The sequence below is a fragment of the Pseudoalteromonas sp. APM04 genome (assembly GCF_022809815.1).
Classification (GTDB): domain Bacteria; phylum Pseudomonadota; class Gammaproteobacteria; order Enterobacterales; family Alteromonadaceae; genus Pseudoalteromonas; species Pseudoalteromonas marina.
The window spans coordinates 512,941-530,804 of the sequence record NZ_CP094442.1; the positions used below are offsets into that span (position 1 = coordinate 512,941).

Genomic DNA, 17,864 nt, shown 5'->3' on the forward strand with positions numbered 1-17,864 from the left:
AAAAACAACAAGAGCAATTATTAATTAACTATTAAATAACAAAACTTTAATTAGGTAAAAAATCCAAAGGTGGTGCATTTTAGTGCTACTTATAACCATTTGTGTGCAGGTTAAGATGTAATTGGGAATATTAATGCAGGTGGGGAAGGGGTTTTCGAGGTTGGCTTTTTAAATGTCATCCTGTTTTTTTGTTTTAGTTTGCAAATTTGTTAATTTCCATGTTGCTAATTTTTCTCTATATTCATCCCACACACATGAATAACAATTGCCACTGCCGCAACATTCATCAGATTTTGGTTTTTCAGGTTTTTGTGGAATTTGAGTTGTTAAATCAGTCATAGTTAATACTTTTTGGCACTAGTTTGGTGCAAAGGATAAAGTATAGTCATAATCAAGTAAATTATTCTTTGTTAACCCAACAGCATGTGTGAAAATATAGAAATGCGATTATATAAAGTTATTCACCGTGCTCCTTGGCGTGTAGTAAAAATTAGTAAAAAGCGTCAACAGCTTCGTTTTCGTCGTGCTATGGTGGCGCTTAAAATTGCACTTGCACAAGAAAAACAAGAAACTAAAGAGATGTTGGCCATATACAAGCGTTACACACAAGGGCAAACAAATAGTGCAGAGCTTAAACGAGCGAATGAGCAGTTTGTCGATATTTTAAAAGGCCTTGGATTGGGCGTATTTGCTGTGCTTCCTTTTTCACCCGTTACTATTCCACTTGTTGTTAAGTTAGGGCGGTTAGTGGGGGTGGATGTATTGCCCAGCTCGTTTAGCATTAATAAATCAATAAAAGAACTTGATAACGAAATAGAACAATCGCATCAAGAATCAGTTAAAAAAAATATACACAATAAATAACACTAAAAACCCGACAATTAGCGATACCTTTTAATAGTGCTTATTGATATGCTCGTAAGAACAATTTTTACAAATTATGAGCTATTTAATGAGTGCATTACTTCGCAATACATCTTCTGGTATTCCTTTATCATTTATTCTTAAAAGCGAACTCTCTGATTGGCAAGCAAAGCAGCCTACATTTATTCAAAATTGGCTAAACAATACAGGCTTTGAAAAGCAAGGTTTAGCATTAATTCCCGATAGCAATTCCGGGGAGTTGTCCCAAGTAATTTGTTTAATGCAAAGCCCAAACGACTTTTGGGCTGCTGGCAATTTGGCCAATACGCTACCAGTGGGTAGTTATCAAATTCAAGGTGACGATACGTTTATAGAGTTTGTGGCATTAGGATTTGTTCTTGGTGGCTACGAATTTAGTGAATACAAAGAAAAACCGACTGTTAAAGCCGAGTTGTGTATTGGCGATGAACAGCTTTACACGCGTATCAAGCAGCAAGCGGAAGCTATTTTTTTAGCGCGTGATTTAGTAAACACGCCTGCCGTCGATATGATGCCGCAACATTTATCGCAAGTGATGGAAGATTTGGCTTCAACTCATGGCGGTGATTTTTCACAATGGATAGGCGATGAATTGTTAGAGCAAAACTACCCAACTATTCATATGGTAGGTCGTGCAAGCGAGAATAAACCGCGTTTGCTTGATTTAAAGTGGGGAGCAGATGATGCGCCACTAATAACGCTTGTTGGTAAAGGTGTGTGTTTTGACTCTGGCGGGCTCGACTTAAAGCCAAGCAATGGTATGCGTAATATGAAAAAAGACATGGGCGGTGCTGCGCATGTTATTGCATTAGCTCAGCTGATTATGGCTGCTAAATTGCCTGTCCGTTTGAGAGTATTAGTACCGGCAGTTGAAAATGCGGTGTCGCGAAATGCATTTCGCCCGGGCGATGTTGTAAAAACGCGCAAAGGTATTATGGTTGAAATAGATAACACGGATGCTGAAGGGCGTTTAGTTTTGTGTGACGCGTTAAGTGAAGCACAAAACGATAATCCGGAGCTTATTATTGATTTTGCAACATTAACAGGTGCATGTCGTGTAGCGTTAGGTACTGAGTTACCTGGTTTCTTTTCTACAGAGCGTGATGTAGCAAATGGAATAATTGATGCAGGAATCAGTGTGAATGACCCTGTTTGGCAGTTGCCTTTATTTGAGCAGTATCGTGGATTTTTGAAAAGTGATGTCGCAGATATGGCTAATAGTGCAAGTACACCATTTGGTGGCGCAATTACCGCCGCACTTTACTTAAAAGAATTTGTAGAGCCAACCACGCCTTGGGTGCATTTTGATGTGATGGCATGGAATTTACGTGCGCTGCCAGGTCGCCCTGCTGGCGGTGAAGCACTTGGCATTAGAGCCGTGTTTAACTATTTGCAAAACCGCTTTAATCATTAATTACCCGTAAAACATTAGCGCTATATGAAGCTTAAACTTCATATAGCTCTAGCGGTAAATCATCTGGGTCGGCAAAAAAAGTAAATTTTTTACCTGTAATTTCATCAATTCTAATCTCTTCAACTGCCACACTTTTACTTTCTAAATATTCTTTTGCTTTAGTTACATTGTCGACTTTAAACGCTAAATGGCGTAAGCCTTGTGCTTCCGGGTAACTAGGCCTTGAGGGCGCACCCTCAAACGAAAACAACTCAACTTGACTACCATCAGGCATTGCTAAGTCTAACTTATACGAATTACGCTTTTCCCTATAATGTTCGTTAATAATGTTGAGTTTTAAAATTTCACTATAAAAATGTTTAGAGCGAGGATAATTACTGCAAATAATTGCAGCATGATGAATACCTAAAAGCTCCATAAATTTATCTTCCTTAAATAAAAAACGCACTAAAAAGTGCGTTTAATTATACGTTTTTAAAGCAAGCTCATTCAGCGTCTTTACATGCTTTTACAGCTGGCGCCACAAGCTCTAAACCTGTTTGGGTGCAAGGTGCTAATTGTGCGTCGCTAACGCTAATTGGAGTTACACGTTCGCCCCATTTTATGTAGCTTGCAGCCCATGTCAAACCCGCGCCAAAAGCCGCAGACATAATATTTGAATGAGGCTTTATTAACCCTTGTTCAACTGCTTCACATAGCGCAATAGCAATGGTTGCAGCTGATGTGTTGCCATAATCTGCAATGTTAACCATTACTTTTTCATCAGGTACTTTTAAACGGTGCTGAATTGCCTGAATTATGCGTAAATTAGCCTGATGTGGTACTAGTACGTTTATGTCGTCTAGGCTTAAATTAGCTTGCTCGAGAACGTCGTCACAGGCTTCACTCATACCTTTTACGGCACGCTTGAATATCTCTCGGCCTTCAAATAGCAGATCAGACGGGCCAATGGGTTCATATTTGTTCAAATCACTACCAAAGTTAGTAATATGAAGAATGTCGCGGTCTTCACTATCGCACCCTGTTTTAGTGCCAAGTAAACCTGCCGGTGTTTCTGCAGCTTCTAGTACAACAGCACCAGCGCCATCACCAAATAGTACTGCACTGTCGCGGCGCGCCCAGTTTACATACCAAGTCATTCGTTCAGCAGCAATAACGACCGCTTTTTTGATCATGCCTGCTTGAATTTGCGCAGTAGCAGCTTGTAATGCGTATAAAAAGCCAGAACAGGCAGCATTCGTATCCATGGCGGCTGCGCCTGTTGCGCCAATATTTTTTTGCACTTGGGATGCCGTATTTGCAACAACTGTTGAAGGCGTACAGGTTGCAAGTATGACAAGATCAATGTCTTTTGCGTCAATACCTGCGCAAGCAAGTGCGTGTTTTGCTGCAACAGTTGCCAGCTCTGCCGTGCTTACATGGCTCACACGGCGAGATTTGATGCCAGTACGCGTGGTGATCCACTCGTCGGTGGTATCAACTATTTCGCTAATTTCATCGTTGCTAATACTTGCTGGTGGTATGCATTTGCCCCAACCAGTGATATGTGCGTATGGCATAGTGTGTTCTCTTAAGGTGGTATAACTTCAATTTATTACCGGCAAGTTATACCAAAATTCGACTTATAAGACTAGTTTATAGCATGCTTTGTATCGTAAATATTCGCTATTAAAGGTTTTTTAGAGTAAAGCTAGTATAAAAAAGGAGCATGTATGAAAACAGCACTCACAACATTATCGTCAATTGTATTGGCAATGTTCGTTAATAATGTAAACGCAGCACAATCTAAAATCATTTACGCAGGTAGTTTACTTGTAGCACCTGAGCAGGCATTAAAAAAAGAACAAACCTTAGTTGTTACCAATGACAAAATAACGGCTATTAAAGACGGTTATGTATCAAAGTCAGTACTTAATTTACCCGATGCTGAAATAGTTAATTTAAAAAACCAGTTTGTTATGCCAGGTTTGATTGATATGCATGTGCATGTAACTTTTGAACGTGACGCTAAAGCAAACCCACACCGTTGGGCTACAGAATATGAAGCCGATTATGCGCTTCGTTCTATTAAATATTTACAGCGTACGCTTGATGCCGGCTTTACGTCGGTGCGTGATTTAGGCAGCGACTATCAAGTTATTTTTCCGTTAAAACGCGCAATTGAACGACAAGACATTGCAGGACCTCGTATTTTTGCAGCGGGTAATACAATATCGCCAAGTGGCGGTCATGCTGATATGCATGGCTACAGAAAAGACATAACCGATGTTTTTAAAACGACATTAGGCATTTGTAATGGCGCTGACGATTGCCGCCGTGCTGTGAGAGAAGTTATTAAAAGTGGTGCTGATGTAATTAAAATTACTGCAACGGGTGGTGTGTTGAGTAATACCGCAGCGGGAGTGAATCAACAACTCACTGATGATGAGCTTGCTGCTATTGTAGATACAGCGCATCATTTAGGGCGAAAGGTAACAGCGCATGCCCACGGAACAGAAGGAATTAAAGCAGCGCTTAGAGCTGGGGTTGACTCAATAGAGCACGGGTCTTATTTAGATAAAAAAACAGTCGATTTATTCAATAAAACGCAGGCCTATTTAGTTCCCACACTGCTTGCTGGTGCCACGGTAAGTGAAGAGGTACTTACTAATCCTAATATGCCAGCGGCAATTGCGAATAAAGTGCGAGAAGTAACGCCTAAAATGCAGGCATCGTTTAAGTTAGCGCTCAAAAACAAGGTAAACATTGCCTTTGGTACCGACTCGGGTGTATCGCGTCATGGTCTTAATGCAAACGAGTTTGGTTTAATGGTTAATAATGGAATGAGTGAGGCGCATGCAATAAAGTCAGCCACAGTGTATGCTGCTAAATTGTTAGGGCAAAGCCATCAGTTAGGCGACTTGAGTGTTGGTAAGCAAGCAGATATTATCAGCGTAAATGGTTCGCCACTTGAAGACATAAACGTACTTAAAAACGTGCAATTTGTTATGAAAGCAGGGCAAATTTACAAGCAATAGGGAAGCACATGAGCAGCAAAATTAAAGCGTCGTTGTTTAATCATTTAATTGAGGCTGAGCGTCAATTACTTGAGCCTGAAGTTCGCCAATCAGAGCGTGCACTCGACGCTTTACTAGACGATGAGTTTATCGAAATTGCTGCTAATGGCACGTCGTTTAATAAATACCAAGTACTCACACGCCTACCTACTGAAGTGGTGCCGCAGTTTTATAATCAGCATTTTAAAGGCCGAATGTTGAGTATAGATGTGGCGCAAATAAGTTATCAAGCAGCGTATAGGCGCTCAGCCCGTGCCGAATTTAATTATTCACTTCGCATGTCGTTATGGCGTAAAAATAGCGCACAGCAATGGCAAATGGTGTTTCATCAAGGCACACCGTGCGCTGCTTTTACAATTTCAATGGACGACGAGTAACGTTTTACCTCAACTCATTTTTATATATTAAATTGGAAAATCATTGTTTTGTTAATGCAAACTGATCCCACTATCAGCCGTTTACTTATGCTACGAAGCGGCGCCATTGCAGTACAATTAATTGCAGTATTAAGTGTTTATTTTTTACTTGATTACCAATTGGCATTACTGCCCTTACTTGGTGTTATTGCTTTAGAAGCTGCGTTTCAATTAGTCAGTCTATTTGCTTACCGACACGTTAGCCACGCTAAACCCTCGGTTATGCTGATGCAACTCACTGCTGACGTTTTGTTTTTAACTGTTTTGCTTTCTTTAAGTGGCGGCGCAACTAATGCATTTGTGTCGTTATTATTACTGCCTATTATGATAGCAGCGGTAACGCTACGTGAAAAAGGCTTAGCCTACATAGCTTTGCTTGCCATTGCTGCATACAGCTTTTTGTTAATAAACATGCCCGATCACAGTATGCATCAAATGAACATGAGCGGTCACTTTGTTGGCATGTGGGTTAACTTTGTTTTAAGTACCAGTGTAATAGCGCTTGTGATAGGGGCCATGAGCCGTGCACTAAAAGATCGCGAACGCGTCATTGCCAAAGCCCGAGAAAAACAACTACGAAATGAGCAGTTAGTATCACTTGATGGCGCAGCAGCACAAATAACTCATCAGTTAGCAACACCGATAGCTAACTTACAACTGTTGTTTGAAGAATTATTAGAGGAGCAACCAAACAATATTATAGTTAAACAGATGCAAACCCCACTTGAGCAATGTCGAGAGCAACTTAATAGTTTTAGAGCGCTATCGGAGCAAATACGGGTTAACAATGCTAAAGATCAAATAACCATAACGCAATTACAAACAGCCATTAACGATACCTTTTTATTACAATACCCCGGTCAACATATTAAATGGTCTACACCTTCCATTAATGCGATTCTTTTAAGTGACGCAATGTTGTTACCAGCTATATTAAATTTGTTGCAAAATGCGGCTATAGCAAATCAAAAACAAGGTAAAACAGAGCTTGAGTTAAGCTGGGAGCTTGACCAGCAAGATCAATGTATAGATTTATTAATCCGTGATTTTGGCGATGGGTTTACGCCCTCACAACTAGCTGAACTAGGGGGGCAGGTAATGCCTAGCGAACAAGGCATGGGTTTGGCCGTGTTGTTATCTAACGTCACGTTTGAGCGACTAAATGGCTCACTAACCTTATTTAACCATAAAGAAGGCGGTGCCGTAGCAAGGGTTAAGTTAGCCATTATTAATAACGAGCAAACAGCATAATGAAGTTACTAATAATTGAAGATGATATAAATTTAGCCAGTACGCTTGCTAGGCGTTTAACTAAGCAAGGCTTCACCTGTGATGTTGCGCATAACCAAAGTGATGCGTTACTTTGTGCGCGCCAATTAGTACCCGACTCAATTTTATTGGACATGAAACTTGGGGACGACAATGGCTTAATGCTTATAAAGCCACTGCGCAACTTATTAGAAAATACACATATAGTCTTATTAACTGGGTTTGCTAGCATTGCCACTGCGGTTGAAGCAATGCGCTTAGGGGCAAACGATTATTTAACTAAACCTATTGATATGGCAACATTATTAAAAGCACTTAATAACGAAACAAGTGAGCTTCAAACGAGTATTGATGATTCTGTTATGTCGCCTGAACGCTTAGAATGGGAGCATATTCAGCAAGTGCTACACAGTAATAATGGCAATATATCGGTCACAGCTAGGCAATTAAATATGCATAGACGCACATTGCAACGTAAGTTACAAAAAAAGCCGGTCCAGCACTAATCGCTTAAGGAAAATAAATGAGTGAAAATGCAGTCACACTAATGCGTAATCGAAAAATTATATTATTCGATGCGCAGTGTAAGTTATGTAGTGCGTGGTGTAATTTTATAATTAGTAACGATACCAATGCTATTTTTAAATTATGTAGCGTGCAATCCCCAAAAGGTGCATTGCTATTAACTCACTTTGGTTTTTCAACTACACAATACGCCTCTATGGTTTACTTACAAAACGGCAAAGTGTTCACACAAAGCCATGCTTTTTTTGAAGTAGTAAAGCAGCTTGGTTATCCTTACAAACTAGCAACTATTTTTAGTGTTTTCCCAAACACCTTTAATAATTGGCTGTACGATAAAATTGCTTTAAACCGCTATACCTTATTTGGAAAATATCAGTATTGCCGTGTTCCCTCTAAAAGTGATGAACTTCACTATTTATAAAATCAATTAGATGCTCTCAAACAGGGGCTATGCTAAAATCGCCGCGTTTTAAATTATCAGGGCTTTGAAATGGCAAGTACAGCGCACGCACTCCACATATTGGTTAAGCACAAAGAAATAGCAGAAGACATTATTAAGCAATTAGGTAAAGGTGCAAAATTTCAAACCTTAGCTAAAAAATATTCGTCGTGCCCATCGGGTAAAAAAGGCGGTGACTTAGGTGAGTTTAGACGCGGGCAAATGGTTCCGCAGTTTGACAAAATAGCCTTTAATGGCGCTATTTTAGAACCACACCTAGTTAAAACTAAATTTGGCTGGCATGTTATTAAAGTGCTTTATCGTACTTAGTTCACTTTAATTAAAGATGTATCTTTGGGTATATAAATAAGGCTGCAATGTGCAGCCTTTTTTGTTTTAGTTAGTTATTATTTTTCTAAATTGAAATCTATAGTCATTTCTAAGTCTTCATCAACTACTGCAATACCATTAACTACTTTAGGTGCGTAACGCCATTTAGAAAGAGAGCGAATTGCAGCTTTATCAAAAGTTTTAACAGGCTCAGCTTTGATCACCTTAATATTAATTGGCTTACCAGATGTATCTACATCAAAAGACATTGTCACGCTACCTTCTATCTTTTCACGGGCGTTTTTAATTGGATATTCCGGAGGACTCGGCATTATAAGCGTAGAGTGAGGGCTATCAGCTAAAGGTGTTGTCGAACATGCAGTTAAAAGAAACAGTGAAGTTAGTGTTGTAATTATATATTTCATTATAAATCCCTTTATAGGTACTATTATTGATTTGTTAAATTTAGTTTCTATAATGACACCATAAGAGAACGAAGGTAAATAACAAGTTTGTATTATTTTTGAACTCATAAATATATAAGAAAGGCTGCAATGTGCAGCCTTTTTTTGTTTTAAAATTTATTTGTATATCAAGCGTCTTGCTTGGCTTCTTCTTCGCTAATTTGTTTTAGTGCTTGAATAAATGAGTCGCTTGGTTGTCCGCCAGTGAGTGCGTATTTATCGTTTATGATAAACGTAGGGACTGAGGTAATACCCATTTGTTTAAAGTTATTTTGCTCTTGGCGTACAGCTTGAACGTATTTATCTGAGTGCAAAATATTTCGGGCTTCTTCTTTATCAAGGCCAACACTTTCGACAACATCAAGCAGAGCGTCTTCTTGGTTTAAGTATTTTAAATCGGTGAAGTGCGCTTCAAAAAAGGCGAGTTTTAACTCGGTTTGCTTACCTTCTTCGCGTGCCCACATTAATAAACGATGCAAATTAAAGCTGTTGATCATGATACGTTTGCCATCAAAGTTAAACGTAAATCCAGCACGCTTTCCTGCTTCGAACATGTTTTTACGATTTTCATCGCCTTGTTCTTCAGTTAGGTTGTACTTTTGCATTAAATGCTCGTTTAAGTCTTGCCCCTCAACTGGCATATCAGGATTTAGCTCAAAAGGATGCCATGTAATATCTGCACTCATTTCGTCTTTAAGTTGGCCAAGTGCTGTCTCAAGATTTTTATAACCTACTACACACCATGGGCACATTACGTCTGACACGATATCAATTTTAAAATTTTTCATATTCATCCTTTTGCGGATTGCTTTTGTATAAAAGGGATATTGGGATGAACTGGACTTTATCAACGAATAAAATAAAAAGAGCAGCTAAACAGCTGCTCTTGAAGGAATTAAGCGTTAAGCCCAAATGGGTCGTCGATACTGTGGCTAGGCTCTGTAAACCAATGCGGACCGTTGTCGGTCATATAAAAATGATCCTCTAAACGCACCCCAAATTCATCGGGTATCACTAGCATTGGCTCGTTACTAAAGCACATGCCTGGGGCAAGTGGGGTTTTATCACCGCCAACTAAGTATGGCCATTCGTGAATATCTAAACCAATACCATGGCCAGTTCGATGCGGGCAACCCGGTGTTTGGTACTGCGGGCCCAGCCCTTGAGCCGCTAAATAGTTACGAGCACCTGCGTCAACATCTTCGCATGTAGTACCAATGTTTGCGGTGTTAAATGCGGCCAGTTGCGCTGCTTTTTCGTGATCCCAAAACATGCGCTGGCGCGGTGTTGGTTCACCAAATACATAGGTGCGGGTTATATCTGAAAGGTAATCGTGTACTTTACAACCGGTATCTATTAATACCATATCGCCTTTTTTAAGCACTTGCGCATCTTTAACACCATGTGGAAACGACGTTGCTACGCCAAACAGTACAATACAAAAATAGTTGCCCGGAGCACCTACTTTTTGATGCGCTTTTTTTATAAAGGCTTCTACTTCTGTGGTGGTAATACCTTCGTAAAGCATACTCGCAGTGGCTTGGTGAACGGCTAAGGTCATGTCCATTGCGCACTGCATAAGTGCTAATTCGTTAACTGATTTGTGCATGCGGCAATGTGCAGTAACGCCTTGCGCATTGATTATATTTAATCCTTTTTGTGCTTTGTTAATACCATCGAATATAAAGAACTGTGCGCTTTCATCGATGCCGATGGTGGCGTCGTCACTAATGTTTAGTTGCTTTAATACGCTAACAAATAGCGCATAAGGGTTTTCGTGCTCTTGCCAGCCGTGTATGGGCCCTTCGACAACTTTAAAGCCATCTAGAGTACCAATTTCAAAATAAGGTGCTATGTACTGTACTTCACCAATCGCAGGTAAAATTGCGCCAACCATACGTTCACTCGCATACCACTTCATACCCGTAAAGTAGGTGAGGTTGGTCCCTGCATTTAGGTAAATTGCATCAATGTTATTAGCTGTCATATAAGCTTGTGCTTTTGCTATACGTTCAATGTGTTCGTCAGTCTGAATAGGTGTTAACGATTGGGTCATATTACTTAAGCTGGCCAATGCTTGCTCTGGGGTTTGCGTGCCAATACCGATTGTGCTCATGGGATTCTCCTTGGAATTTTCGCTATTGTGCGCAATGCATTTTTAAAATTCAATGTTCTGCGATTAGCAACATCGATTGGGATTGTGAGTGCGTTGGGGTTGAGTTGGCTTATGTGTTTGCCGTGATAAAGGGGTGAAATACACCCCTAAAAGTTATTTTTTTGCGTAGGGAAGGCGCGTTAATTTATTTGCTGTGTGGTAGCTGTCAAGGCCTGTAACCGCGACAGTATCAATGGCTTGTAAATCTAGAAATCCATCGCTTTGCAGAGCGGTTTCATCTAAATACACATCGACAATTTCACCAATCACTAGTTCAGTTCCGTTAATTTCAAGATGTTTACTTTCAACAAATTTTACTGAGTATTTTAAGCGACTCTCTTTGACAAAAGGAGCCGAAAACTCATTTAAGTACTCAGGTGTTAACCCTGTTTCCTCAAATTCGGATTCGTCTTTGTCGTAGCGTGCTGAGGTTTGATGCGCTTGTTTATAAATAGACTTATTTACCTGATTGATAGTGTAAACACCTGTTTGTAATATATTTTCAAACGTATGGCGCGGTACACTGTGTGGGCGCATTATCATACCTACGAGGGGAGGGTGAGCACCCAAATGAATAACCGAACTAACAATCGATAAATTAGTGTTGCCTAGTAGGTCTTGTGTGCCTATTAGGTTTGCACTTTTAAACCCAGATAACGAGTTTATTAAATGTGTACGAGTACGTTTTTCAAGTGCGTCGATACGCGCTTTAGTAAAATGCATTTTAAATCCTTACCACGGTATAGTTGAGCCTTGCCAATCTAAATAAGCTGGCTCGCCATTTAATTCTAAATCAGGGTTGTTATTTGTTAAGTCAAAAAGTTGGTGTGCTACAAATTCAGGTGTAAACAATTTGCCTTCGGGTACATTTTTTTGAAAAGGCTTAGACAGGTCAGTGTCGGTTGTACCAGGATGAAATAGCACAAGCTTGGTGTTCTTTGCGCGACGAGCAAGCTCTACTGCGGCAGTTTTAAATAACATATTAAGGGCTGATTTAGATGCCCGATAGGTGTACCAGCCTCCCATTTTGTTATCGTTAATACTACCTACTCGTGCACTTAGCGCGGTTATAGTGCAGTGCGTTTTATGATTGATTAAAGGCAAAACACTTTGTAGGCAAAGCAATGGGGTGAGCGTATTTGCGTTTAGTAACAAATTAAAATAATCAGCGTTGATGTCCTCAAGCTTTTTTTCTGGCATGTGCTCGGAGTTATGTAACTTACCGTTAAAAATTATTACTTGATGTATGTCGGCTTGCTCATCTTTTAAAAGTTGAGTGAGGCCAAATAAGCTGTCAGTAGAGTAATCAGTATTGTAAAAAGTAATGTTGTTACTGTCTTGTGGAGCTTGGTTACTTGAACTGACGCATACAATGTTAAATTCAATTGTTTGGTTTTGAAGGTGCTTCACGTAGGCTTTAGCAATCGCGCTACTAGCGCCAAAAAGAATAATTGTCTTCATTTTTTTCCTTTTGATTTTATGGCGCACTGGCCGTTGTTACACTGGGTATTTGGCATTAAAAACCTGCTTATAGAGTGCCTATGTTTTGCAAAAAAAATATAGCCCCAATCTGCAAAAATACGAATAACAGGCAAGCGAAAAATTTTCAACCAGCGGTGTTTTCCAACTGTTTTCCACGCTTGATACGTTACGTCTAGCCCATAAATTAACTCGCCATTTTTTAGTTGCGCTTGTAGGTATGTAAGTGCTTGGTTTTTGTTTATATGCCTGTAGCGCTCGCTAAAATCAGGAGCATTTAAATCCTCGAGGGTAATTAAGCTGTGTTTATCTGCCCGTTTTAACTGTTGCATTTCAGTGCTGCAAAGTGGGCAGTTACCGTCGTAAAAAATGATCATACCAGTGCTTTGTGATTATTTTATCTATACTTTTTTACGACATGACATTGCAAATGGATCTATTAAATATGCGCTCATAATGATATTAATAGTCCTCCATGAAACAAAGGAGACTGAGAAATGAGTGAACAATATGCCGCCCTGCGAGGTAATGTGGGTCTACTTGGGCAATTATTAGGTCAAACTATAAAAGATGCCCAAGGCCAAGCAATTTTAGATAAAGTAGAAGAAATTCGCGCTTTATCAAAATCCTCTCGCAGTGGTAATGAAGACGATCGCAAGGCGTTAATTGAAGTATTACATGCGCTTAGTGATGAAGAGCTTTTACCGGTTGCCCGTTCATTTAATCATTTTTTAAATTTAGCCAATGTGGCAGAGCAGTTTCATACTGTATCGCGTTTTAATGACGCTGGTCTTGGCCAGCAAAACCCTCTCACTCAAACATTAAAAACGTTAGCCGCTAAAGCACAAGAAGGTCAGCTAGACTCTAACCACCTGGCTGACACACTCTCAAAACTCCACATTAATTTAGTATTAACGGCCCACCCCACAGAGGTTACACGCCGTACCATTATCAACAAGCACGTAGAGTTGAGCGAGTGTTTAGCATCGCTTGAGCGAAAAGATAACTTGGAGCATGAGCGCGAAGCTATTTTAAATAGAATTGCTCAGTTAATAAGCCAAGCGTGGCATACAGACGATATTCGTCGTTCGCGCCCAACGCCTGTTGATGAGGCCAAATGGGGGTATGCAGTTATTGAAAATAGTCTTTGGCATGCTGTTCCGCGTTTTTTACGTGAATTTTCGGAGCATGCTAAAGAGCAATTAAGTCTAGAGTTGCCCATTGACTACAGCCCAATTGAATTCACTTCTTGGATGGGTGGAGACCGAGACGGTAACCCATTTGTTACTGCACAGGTTACTTCGCAAGTTCTTGACCATGGTCGCTGGATGGCACTTGATTTATATAGCCGAGATATTGATACGTTATGCGCTGAGCTATCTATGTCTGACGCTAGCGACGAACTCATTGAGTTGGCAGGCCAAGACTTTGAACCCTATCGAACTGTGCTTAAGAAGCTAAAAGGCGAAGTGTCTGAAACAGTGGCACATTTAGGTGCAAAAATTAAACACAAACGCATTGATGCACAAGATCTTGTTACTGATATTAACCAGCTCAAGCACCCAATTGAGGTATGTTATCGTTCATTATTAAAATGCAACATGAAAGTCGTTGCCGATGGCTTACTGCTTGATTTAATGCATCGTTTAAACAGCTTTGGCCTGCGTTTGGCAAAACTGGATGTACGTCAAGATTCATCGCGCCACAGCGATGTTTTTTCTGAACTTACGCGTTATTTAGGGTTGGGGGACTACAACCAGTGGCAAGAGCAAGACAAGCAAGCATTTTTACTAGCGGAGCTTAATTCGCGTCGTCCGCTTATTCCTAAGCATTGGCAACCAAGCCCTGATGTACAAGAAGTGCTCGACACCTTCGATGTAATTGCAAAGCAAGATGAAAAAACATTTGGTTTGTATATTATTTCAATGGCACGCACTGCATCCGATATTTTAGCTGTACAGTTACTTCTTAAAGAAAGCGGCTGTAGTTTTGAATTGCCAGTTGCCCCATTATTTGAAACATTAGACGATTTGAATAATGGTAGCGACGTGATCACGACGCTACTCGATAACGTGTGGTACCGCGGCCATATTCAAAATACGCAAAATGTAATGATTGGTTATTCAGACTCGGCTAAAGATGCCGGTATGATGGCAGCAGGTTGGGCCCAATACGAAGCAATGGATAAACTCGTGCAGCTTGCAGACGAGCGCGGCATTGAGCTTGTGTTATTCCACGGCCGAGGAGGGACTGTTGGTCGAGGTGGTGCACCGGCTGCACAAGCACTGCATTCGCAACCGCCAGGCTCACTTAAAGGCGGTTTACGGGTAACAGAGCAAGGCGAAATGATACGCTTTAAATTTGGTTTGCCAGATGTAGCACTACAAAGCCTAAATATATATGCAGGGGCAGTACTGCAGAGTAACTTATTACCACCGCCAGAGCCTAAGCCACAATGGCGCGAAGTTATGAAGCTTATTAGTGAGCAGTCGTGTGAGCATTACCGCAATGTTGTTCGCCACGACGAAAACTTTGTTCCTTACTTTAGAATGGCAACGCCAGAATTAGAGCTTTCTAAACTTCCGCTTGGCTCTCGCCCTGCAAAACGCAACCCTAATGGGGGCGTTGAAAGTTTACGTGCTATTCCATGGATTTTTGCATGGAGTCAAAACAGGTTAATGTTGCCTGCTTGGTTAGGTGCGTTAACAGGCTTAAAAAAGGCACTAGACCAATATGGCTTAGAAACACTAAACGAAATGAGCCTCAATTGGCCATTTTTTAGAGCTCGTTTAGAAATGCTTGAAATGGTATTTAGTAAAGCCGATAGCTGGTTAAGTGAGCACTATGATAATGCGCTGGTGGAAGATATGTACAAGCCATTAGGTGTAACGTTGCGAAAAGAGCTTGAAGAAGCCATTGAGCTTGTGCAGTCGTTAAGCCCGCAAAAAAGCTTACTTGCTGCTCAGCCTTGGATAAAAGAGTCGATTAGTTTACGAAACCCGTACACCGATCCGCTCAATGTATTGCAGGTTGAATTGCTTCGCCGTGCTCGCTCTAACGAGGAGCACAATGAAGGTGATATCGATAATGCATTAATGATCACCATGACAGGTATTGCTGCGGGTATGCGTAATACTGGTTAATCGTTAACGTTTGTTATTTAGAAAGGGAACACGGCGTGTTCCCTTTTTTTGTGTTTAATAACCTAAGGTCTATTTACCTTTCGCGGTTAAATTTTCAGCAGTGTAATTGGTGCTTAGGCAATACAGCGCCTATGTAGTGTGTTTATTTCCGATAAATAGGCGATAACGCAATATGAATACCAAACACGCGTTGCCCGAAGGTTCGCCCTAGGTGCGTTAACTCTTTGTTGCCTACATGGGTGAAGGTAAGGGGCATGAGCAGGACGAGGAAGTTTTGCTCGGTTTTACTTAGCTCACTAGGTTACAAACCTCGCGCCACGATTAAATCGTCTCTAGTTTGAACAAGTTTTAAGCCTGAAAGGTCAACAGGCCCTAGCAATTTGGGTCTTAAACTTTTAAACTACTTAGCCATTGAATAATTAAAATACATTATGGCTTCAGCAACTTTTACTGTACAAGAAGATACAGCCCTTACAAATTCTCATATCACGTTAAACGTAGCGCAAACAGCGTCCTTACGTAGCCAATTAAAGTCGCAGCGCGGCATATTAAACACAAACAACATTGAACAGCTTTGCAAAGAGTTTAATGTTTCTGTCGATTCATTGTTACAAGGTTTAGTGCCCTTAGCGTCTGAGTTTTCAGTGGCTCCAGTGTCACATTTTCATGTGGGTGCAATTGTAAAAGCTATAGATGAGCAGCAACAAGTTAATTTTTATTTTGGCGCTAATGTAGAGTTTGATCATCAAGCACTGAGTCTCGTTGTTCATGCAGAACAGTCTGCCATTAATAATGCTTGGTTAAATGGTGCTAAAAAAATTCTTAAAATTGCTATAAGCGATGCTCCGTGTGGCTACTGTCGCCAATTTATGAATGAATTAGCCGATGCGAAAGAATTTGATATTTTACTTCCAAGTCAACATTTTAAATTGGCAGAGCTATTACCTCACTCGTTTGGACCAACCGATTTGGGTAACGAATTTAGTTTGTTTAACCCAAAGCCTCAGCTTGCGGTTTTTGATGACGAACAGATCGAAGAGACTTTTGCGGGCTTTGCTTTAAATGCGTATGTACCGTACAGTCAAAATTTTAGTGCGGTCAAGGTAAGCACATTCAATAATGGGGATTTTTACGGCAGTTATGCAGAAAACGCAGCTTATAGCCCAAGTTTATCGCCTTTGCAAAGCGCGTTGAGTCAGTTCTTTTTAGCTGGCCTTAGTTTTGATAAAGAGACGGTGAAAGGCATCACACTTTTAGAAACTAAAGGGCACGAAAATCAAGCGGGTGTTTCGAAAGCGGTACTATCGGGATTTACTGATTTGCCAGAGCTAAAAGTAATTAGTGCAGCGCTTAAATAGTGTCAAAAAAGCACAGCTTATTAGCTGTGCTTTTTCATAATAATTTTACTTGTAAAGTAAAATTAACCTAGTAACACTTTAGCGGCTTCTAATACAACAGCCACTGATTTTCTTTCTATTTCACCGTGGTCAACGTTAGGAATTTCTTGACGAGTACGGTTAACTAAAACACCGGCAACACAGGCAGCTTGCAAGCCAAGGGCTGCACACATAGTGAATAATGTGGCCGACTCCATTTCGTAGTTCATTACGCCCAGCTTTTGCCATTCTTCACAGCTACCTTGGAATGCTTTTGGCACATAACCAGAATGAGTATCGTAGCGCTCTTGGCCTGGGTAAAATGTATCGCTAGACGCTGTAATACCAATATGAAAGTCAATGTCTAAGTTTTTACATGCTTCAACCATGGCTTGTGTTGCATAAAAATCAGACACAGCAGGGTAGCTAAGTGGTGCAAAATGTTGGCTTGCACCGTCTAAACGCACAGACGCTTGGCTAATTAAAATTTCACCTTCATTAATATGCGGTTGAATAGCACCCGTAGTACCAATGCGTAAAAATTGACGCACGCCCAATTGAGCAAGTTCCTCTACTGCAATCGATGTAGATGGACCGCCAATACCGGTTGAGCATATAACCACAGAGTGGCCATTTAGTTGACCTAGATAAACATGAAACTCACGTGTTTGAGCAAGGCAGGTTGGGTTGTCTAGGAATTGAGAAATACGTGCAGCGCGATCTGGGTCACCGGGCACAATCGCAAGTTTTGCACCTTGTAGATCGTCAATACATAGTCCTAAGTGAAATACCTTTTCCATATCTAAGCCTTTTTAAAATAATTTTTATCAATCTAGCATAATTGCTAGAAACCTTTCTTAAGTACAGGACGTATGTCCGTATTAATATAATTGAG

The 17,864-nt window shown here is 40.5% G+C and carries 20 protein-coding genes; 10 read left to right on the forward strand and 10 right to left on the reverse strand.

Annotated features, from left to right (window positions below):
• Positions 1-168: 168 nt before the first annotated feature.
• Positions 169-339: an oxidoreductase-like domain-containing protein gene (locus MTP24_RS18165; RefSeq protein ID WP_203987379.1), complete on the reverse strand. Its 171-nt coding sequence runs from the start codon at positions 337-339 to the stop codon at positions 169-171.
• 102 nt (positions 340-441) lie between these two features.
• On the opposite strand from MTP24_RS18165, the gene MTP24_RS18170 reads away from it, so the two are divergent.
• Together MTP24_RS18170 and MTP24_RS18175 are read left to right on the forward strand one after the other, a co-directional pair.
• Positions 442-864, forward strand: coding sequence for a hypothetical protein (locus tag MTP24_RS18170; RefSeq protein ID WP_033018928.1), 423 nt, complete (start codon positions 442-444; stop codon positions 862-864).
• Between the two features lie 88 nt (positions 865-952).
• Positions 953-2,317 carry a leucyl aminopeptidase family protein gene (locus MTP24_RS18175; protein WP_138739613.1) on the forward strand — a complete coding sequence of 455 codons (1,365 nt, stop codon included), beginning with the start codon at positions 953-955 and terminating at the stop codon, positions 2,315-2,317.
• A gap of 31 nt (positions 2,318-2,348) precedes the next feature.
• Here MTP24_RS18175 and MTP24_RS18180 read toward each other — a convergent pair whose 3' ends face one another.
• Together MTP24_RS18180 and MTP24_RS18185 are read right to left on the reverse strand one after the other, a co-directional pair.
• Positions 2,349-2,735, reverse strand: a complete 387-nt coding sequence (locus MTP24_RS18180; RefSeq protein ID WP_203987382.1) for a VOC family protein — start codon at positions 2,733-2,735, stop codon at positions 2,349-2,351.
• Positions 2,736-2,802: 67 nt separating this feature from the next.
• Positions 2,803-3,876 (reverse strand): ketoacyl-ACP synthase III, encoded by a 1,074-nt coding sequence (locus MTP24_RS18185; RefSeq protein WP_006791646.1) that lies wholly within the window; start codon positions 3,874-3,876, stop codon positions 2,803-2,805.
• 153 nt (positions 3,877-4,029) lie between these two features.
• Here MTP24_RS18185 and MTP24_RS18190 point away from each other — a divergent pair, with 153 nt between their 5' ends.
• The 6 genes from MTP24_RS18190 to MTP24_RS18215 all read left to right on the forward strand — a co-directional run bounded on the left by MTP24_RS18190 (position 4,030) and on the right by MTP24_RS18215 (position 8,352).
• Positions 4,030-5,334 carry an amidohydrolase family protein gene (locus MTP24_RS18190; RefSeq protein WP_243533959.1) on the forward strand — a complete coding sequence of 435 codons (1,305 nt, stop codon included), beginning with the start codon at positions 4,030-4,032 and terminating at the stop codon, positions 5,332-5,334.
• A gap of 8 nt (positions 5,335-5,342) precedes the next feature.
• A complete protein-coding gene (locus tag MTP24_RS18195) occupies positions 5,343-5,750 on the forward strand; it encodes a DUF4440 domain-containing protein (protein ID WP_008126189.1) in 408 nt (135 codons plus the stop codon).
• Positions 5,751-5,804: 54 nt separating this feature from the next.
• Positions 5,805-7,040 carry an ATP-binding protein gene (locus MTP24_RS18200; RefSeq protein WP_243533961.1) on the forward strand — a complete coding sequence of 412 codons (1,236 nt, stop codon included), beginning with the start codon at positions 5,805-5,807 and terminating at the stop codon, positions 7,038-7,040.
• Positions 7,040-7,564: a response regulator gene (locus MTP24_RS18205; protein ID WP_243533963.1), complete on the forward strand. Its 525-nt coding sequence runs from the start codon at positions 7,040-7,042 to the stop codon at positions 7,562-7,564. Before MTP24_RS18200 ends, MTP24_RS18205 begins: the two co-directional genes overlap by 1 nt.
• Positions 7,565-7,581: 17 nt before the next feature.
• Entirely contained in the window at positions 7,582-8,004 is a 423-nt protein-coding gene (locus tag MTP24_RS18210) for a DCC1-like thiol-disulfide oxidoreductase family protein (protein WP_243533965.1), read from the forward strand.
• Positions 8,005-8,073: 69 nt separating this feature from the next.
• Positions 8,074-8,352: a peptidylprolyl isomerase gene (locus tag MTP24_RS18215; protein ID WP_004588770.1), complete on the forward strand. Its 279-nt coding sequence runs from the start codon at positions 8,074-8,076 to the stop codon at positions 8,350-8,352.
• 77 nt (positions 8,353-8,429) lie between these two features.
• Here the strand turns inward: MTP24_RS18215 and MTP24_RS18220 are convergent, their stop codons facing one another.
• The 6 genes from MTP24_RS18220 to MTP24_RS18245 all read right to left on the reverse strand — a co-directional run bounded on the left by MTP24_RS18220 (position 8,430) and on the right by MTP24_RS18245 (position 12,827).
• Positions 8,430-8,777, reverse strand: a complete 348-nt coding sequence (locus MTP24_RS18220) for an energy transducer TonB (RefSeq protein ID WP_006791652.1) — start codon at positions 8,775-8,777, stop codon at positions 8,430-8,432.
• Between the two features lie 167 nt (positions 8,778-8,944).
• A complete protein-coding gene (locus MTP24_RS18225; protein ID WP_008126203.1) occupies positions 8,945-9,604 on the reverse strand; it encodes a DsbA family oxidoreductase in 660 nt (219 codons plus the stop codon).
• 107 nt (positions 9,605-9,711) lie between these two features.
• Positions 9,712-10,932, reverse strand: a complete 1,221-nt coding sequence (locus MTP24_RS18230) for a Xaa-Pro peptidase family protein (RefSeq protein ID WP_243533967.1) — start codon at positions 10,930-10,932, stop codon at positions 9,712-9,714.
• Positions 10,933-11,085: 153 nt separating this feature from the next.
• Positions 11,086-11,694, reverse strand: coding sequence for a flavin reductase (locus MTP24_RS18235; protein WP_006791655.1), 609 nt, complete (start codon positions 11,692-11,694; stop codon positions 11,086-11,088).
• A gap of 9 nt (positions 11,695-11,703) precedes the next feature.
• On the reverse strand, positions 11,704-12,432 hold the full coding sequence (locus MTP24_RS18240; RefSeq protein WP_243533969.1) for an SDR family NAD(P)-dependent oxidoreductase: 729 nt from the start codon (positions 12,430-12,432) through the stop codon (positions 11,704-11,706).
• On the reverse strand, positions 12,429-12,827 hold the full coding sequence (locus MTP24_RS18245; protein WP_243533971.1) for a DUF393 domain-containing protein: 399 nt from the start codon (positions 12,825-12,827) through the stop codon (positions 12,429-12,431). Before MTP24_RS18245 ends, MTP24_RS18240 begins: the two co-directional genes overlap by 4 nt.
• 120 nt (positions 12,828-12,947) lie before the next feature.
• Here MTP24_RS18245 and ppc point away from each other — a divergent pair, with 120 nt between their 5' ends.
• Both ppc and cdd read left to right on the forward strand, forming a co-directional pair.
• The gene (gene ppc, locus MTP24_RS18250; protein ID WP_243533973.1) at positions 12,948-15,593 is read left to right on the forward strand and encodes a phosphoenolpyruvate carboxylase; all 2,646 of its coding nucleotides are present in this window, start codon (positions 12,948-12,950) and stop codon (positions 15,591-15,593) included.
• A gap of 431 nt (positions 15,594-16,024) precedes the next feature.
• Positions 16,025-16,951 carry a cytidine deaminase gene (gene cdd / locus MTP24_RS18255; RefSeq protein ID WP_243533975.1) on the forward strand — a complete coding sequence of 309 codons (927 nt, stop codon included), beginning with the start codon at positions 16,025-16,027 and terminating at the stop codon, positions 16,949-16,951.
• A gap of 62 nt (positions 16,952-17,013) precedes the next feature.
• Here the strand turns inward: cdd and udp are convergent, their stop codons facing one another.
• A complete protein-coding gene (gene udp, locus MTP24_RS18260; protein ID WP_006791660.1) occupies positions 17,014-17,769 on the reverse strand; it encodes a uridine phosphorylase in 756 nt (251 codons plus the stop codon).
• Positions 17,770-17,864 lie beyond the last annotated feature (95 nt).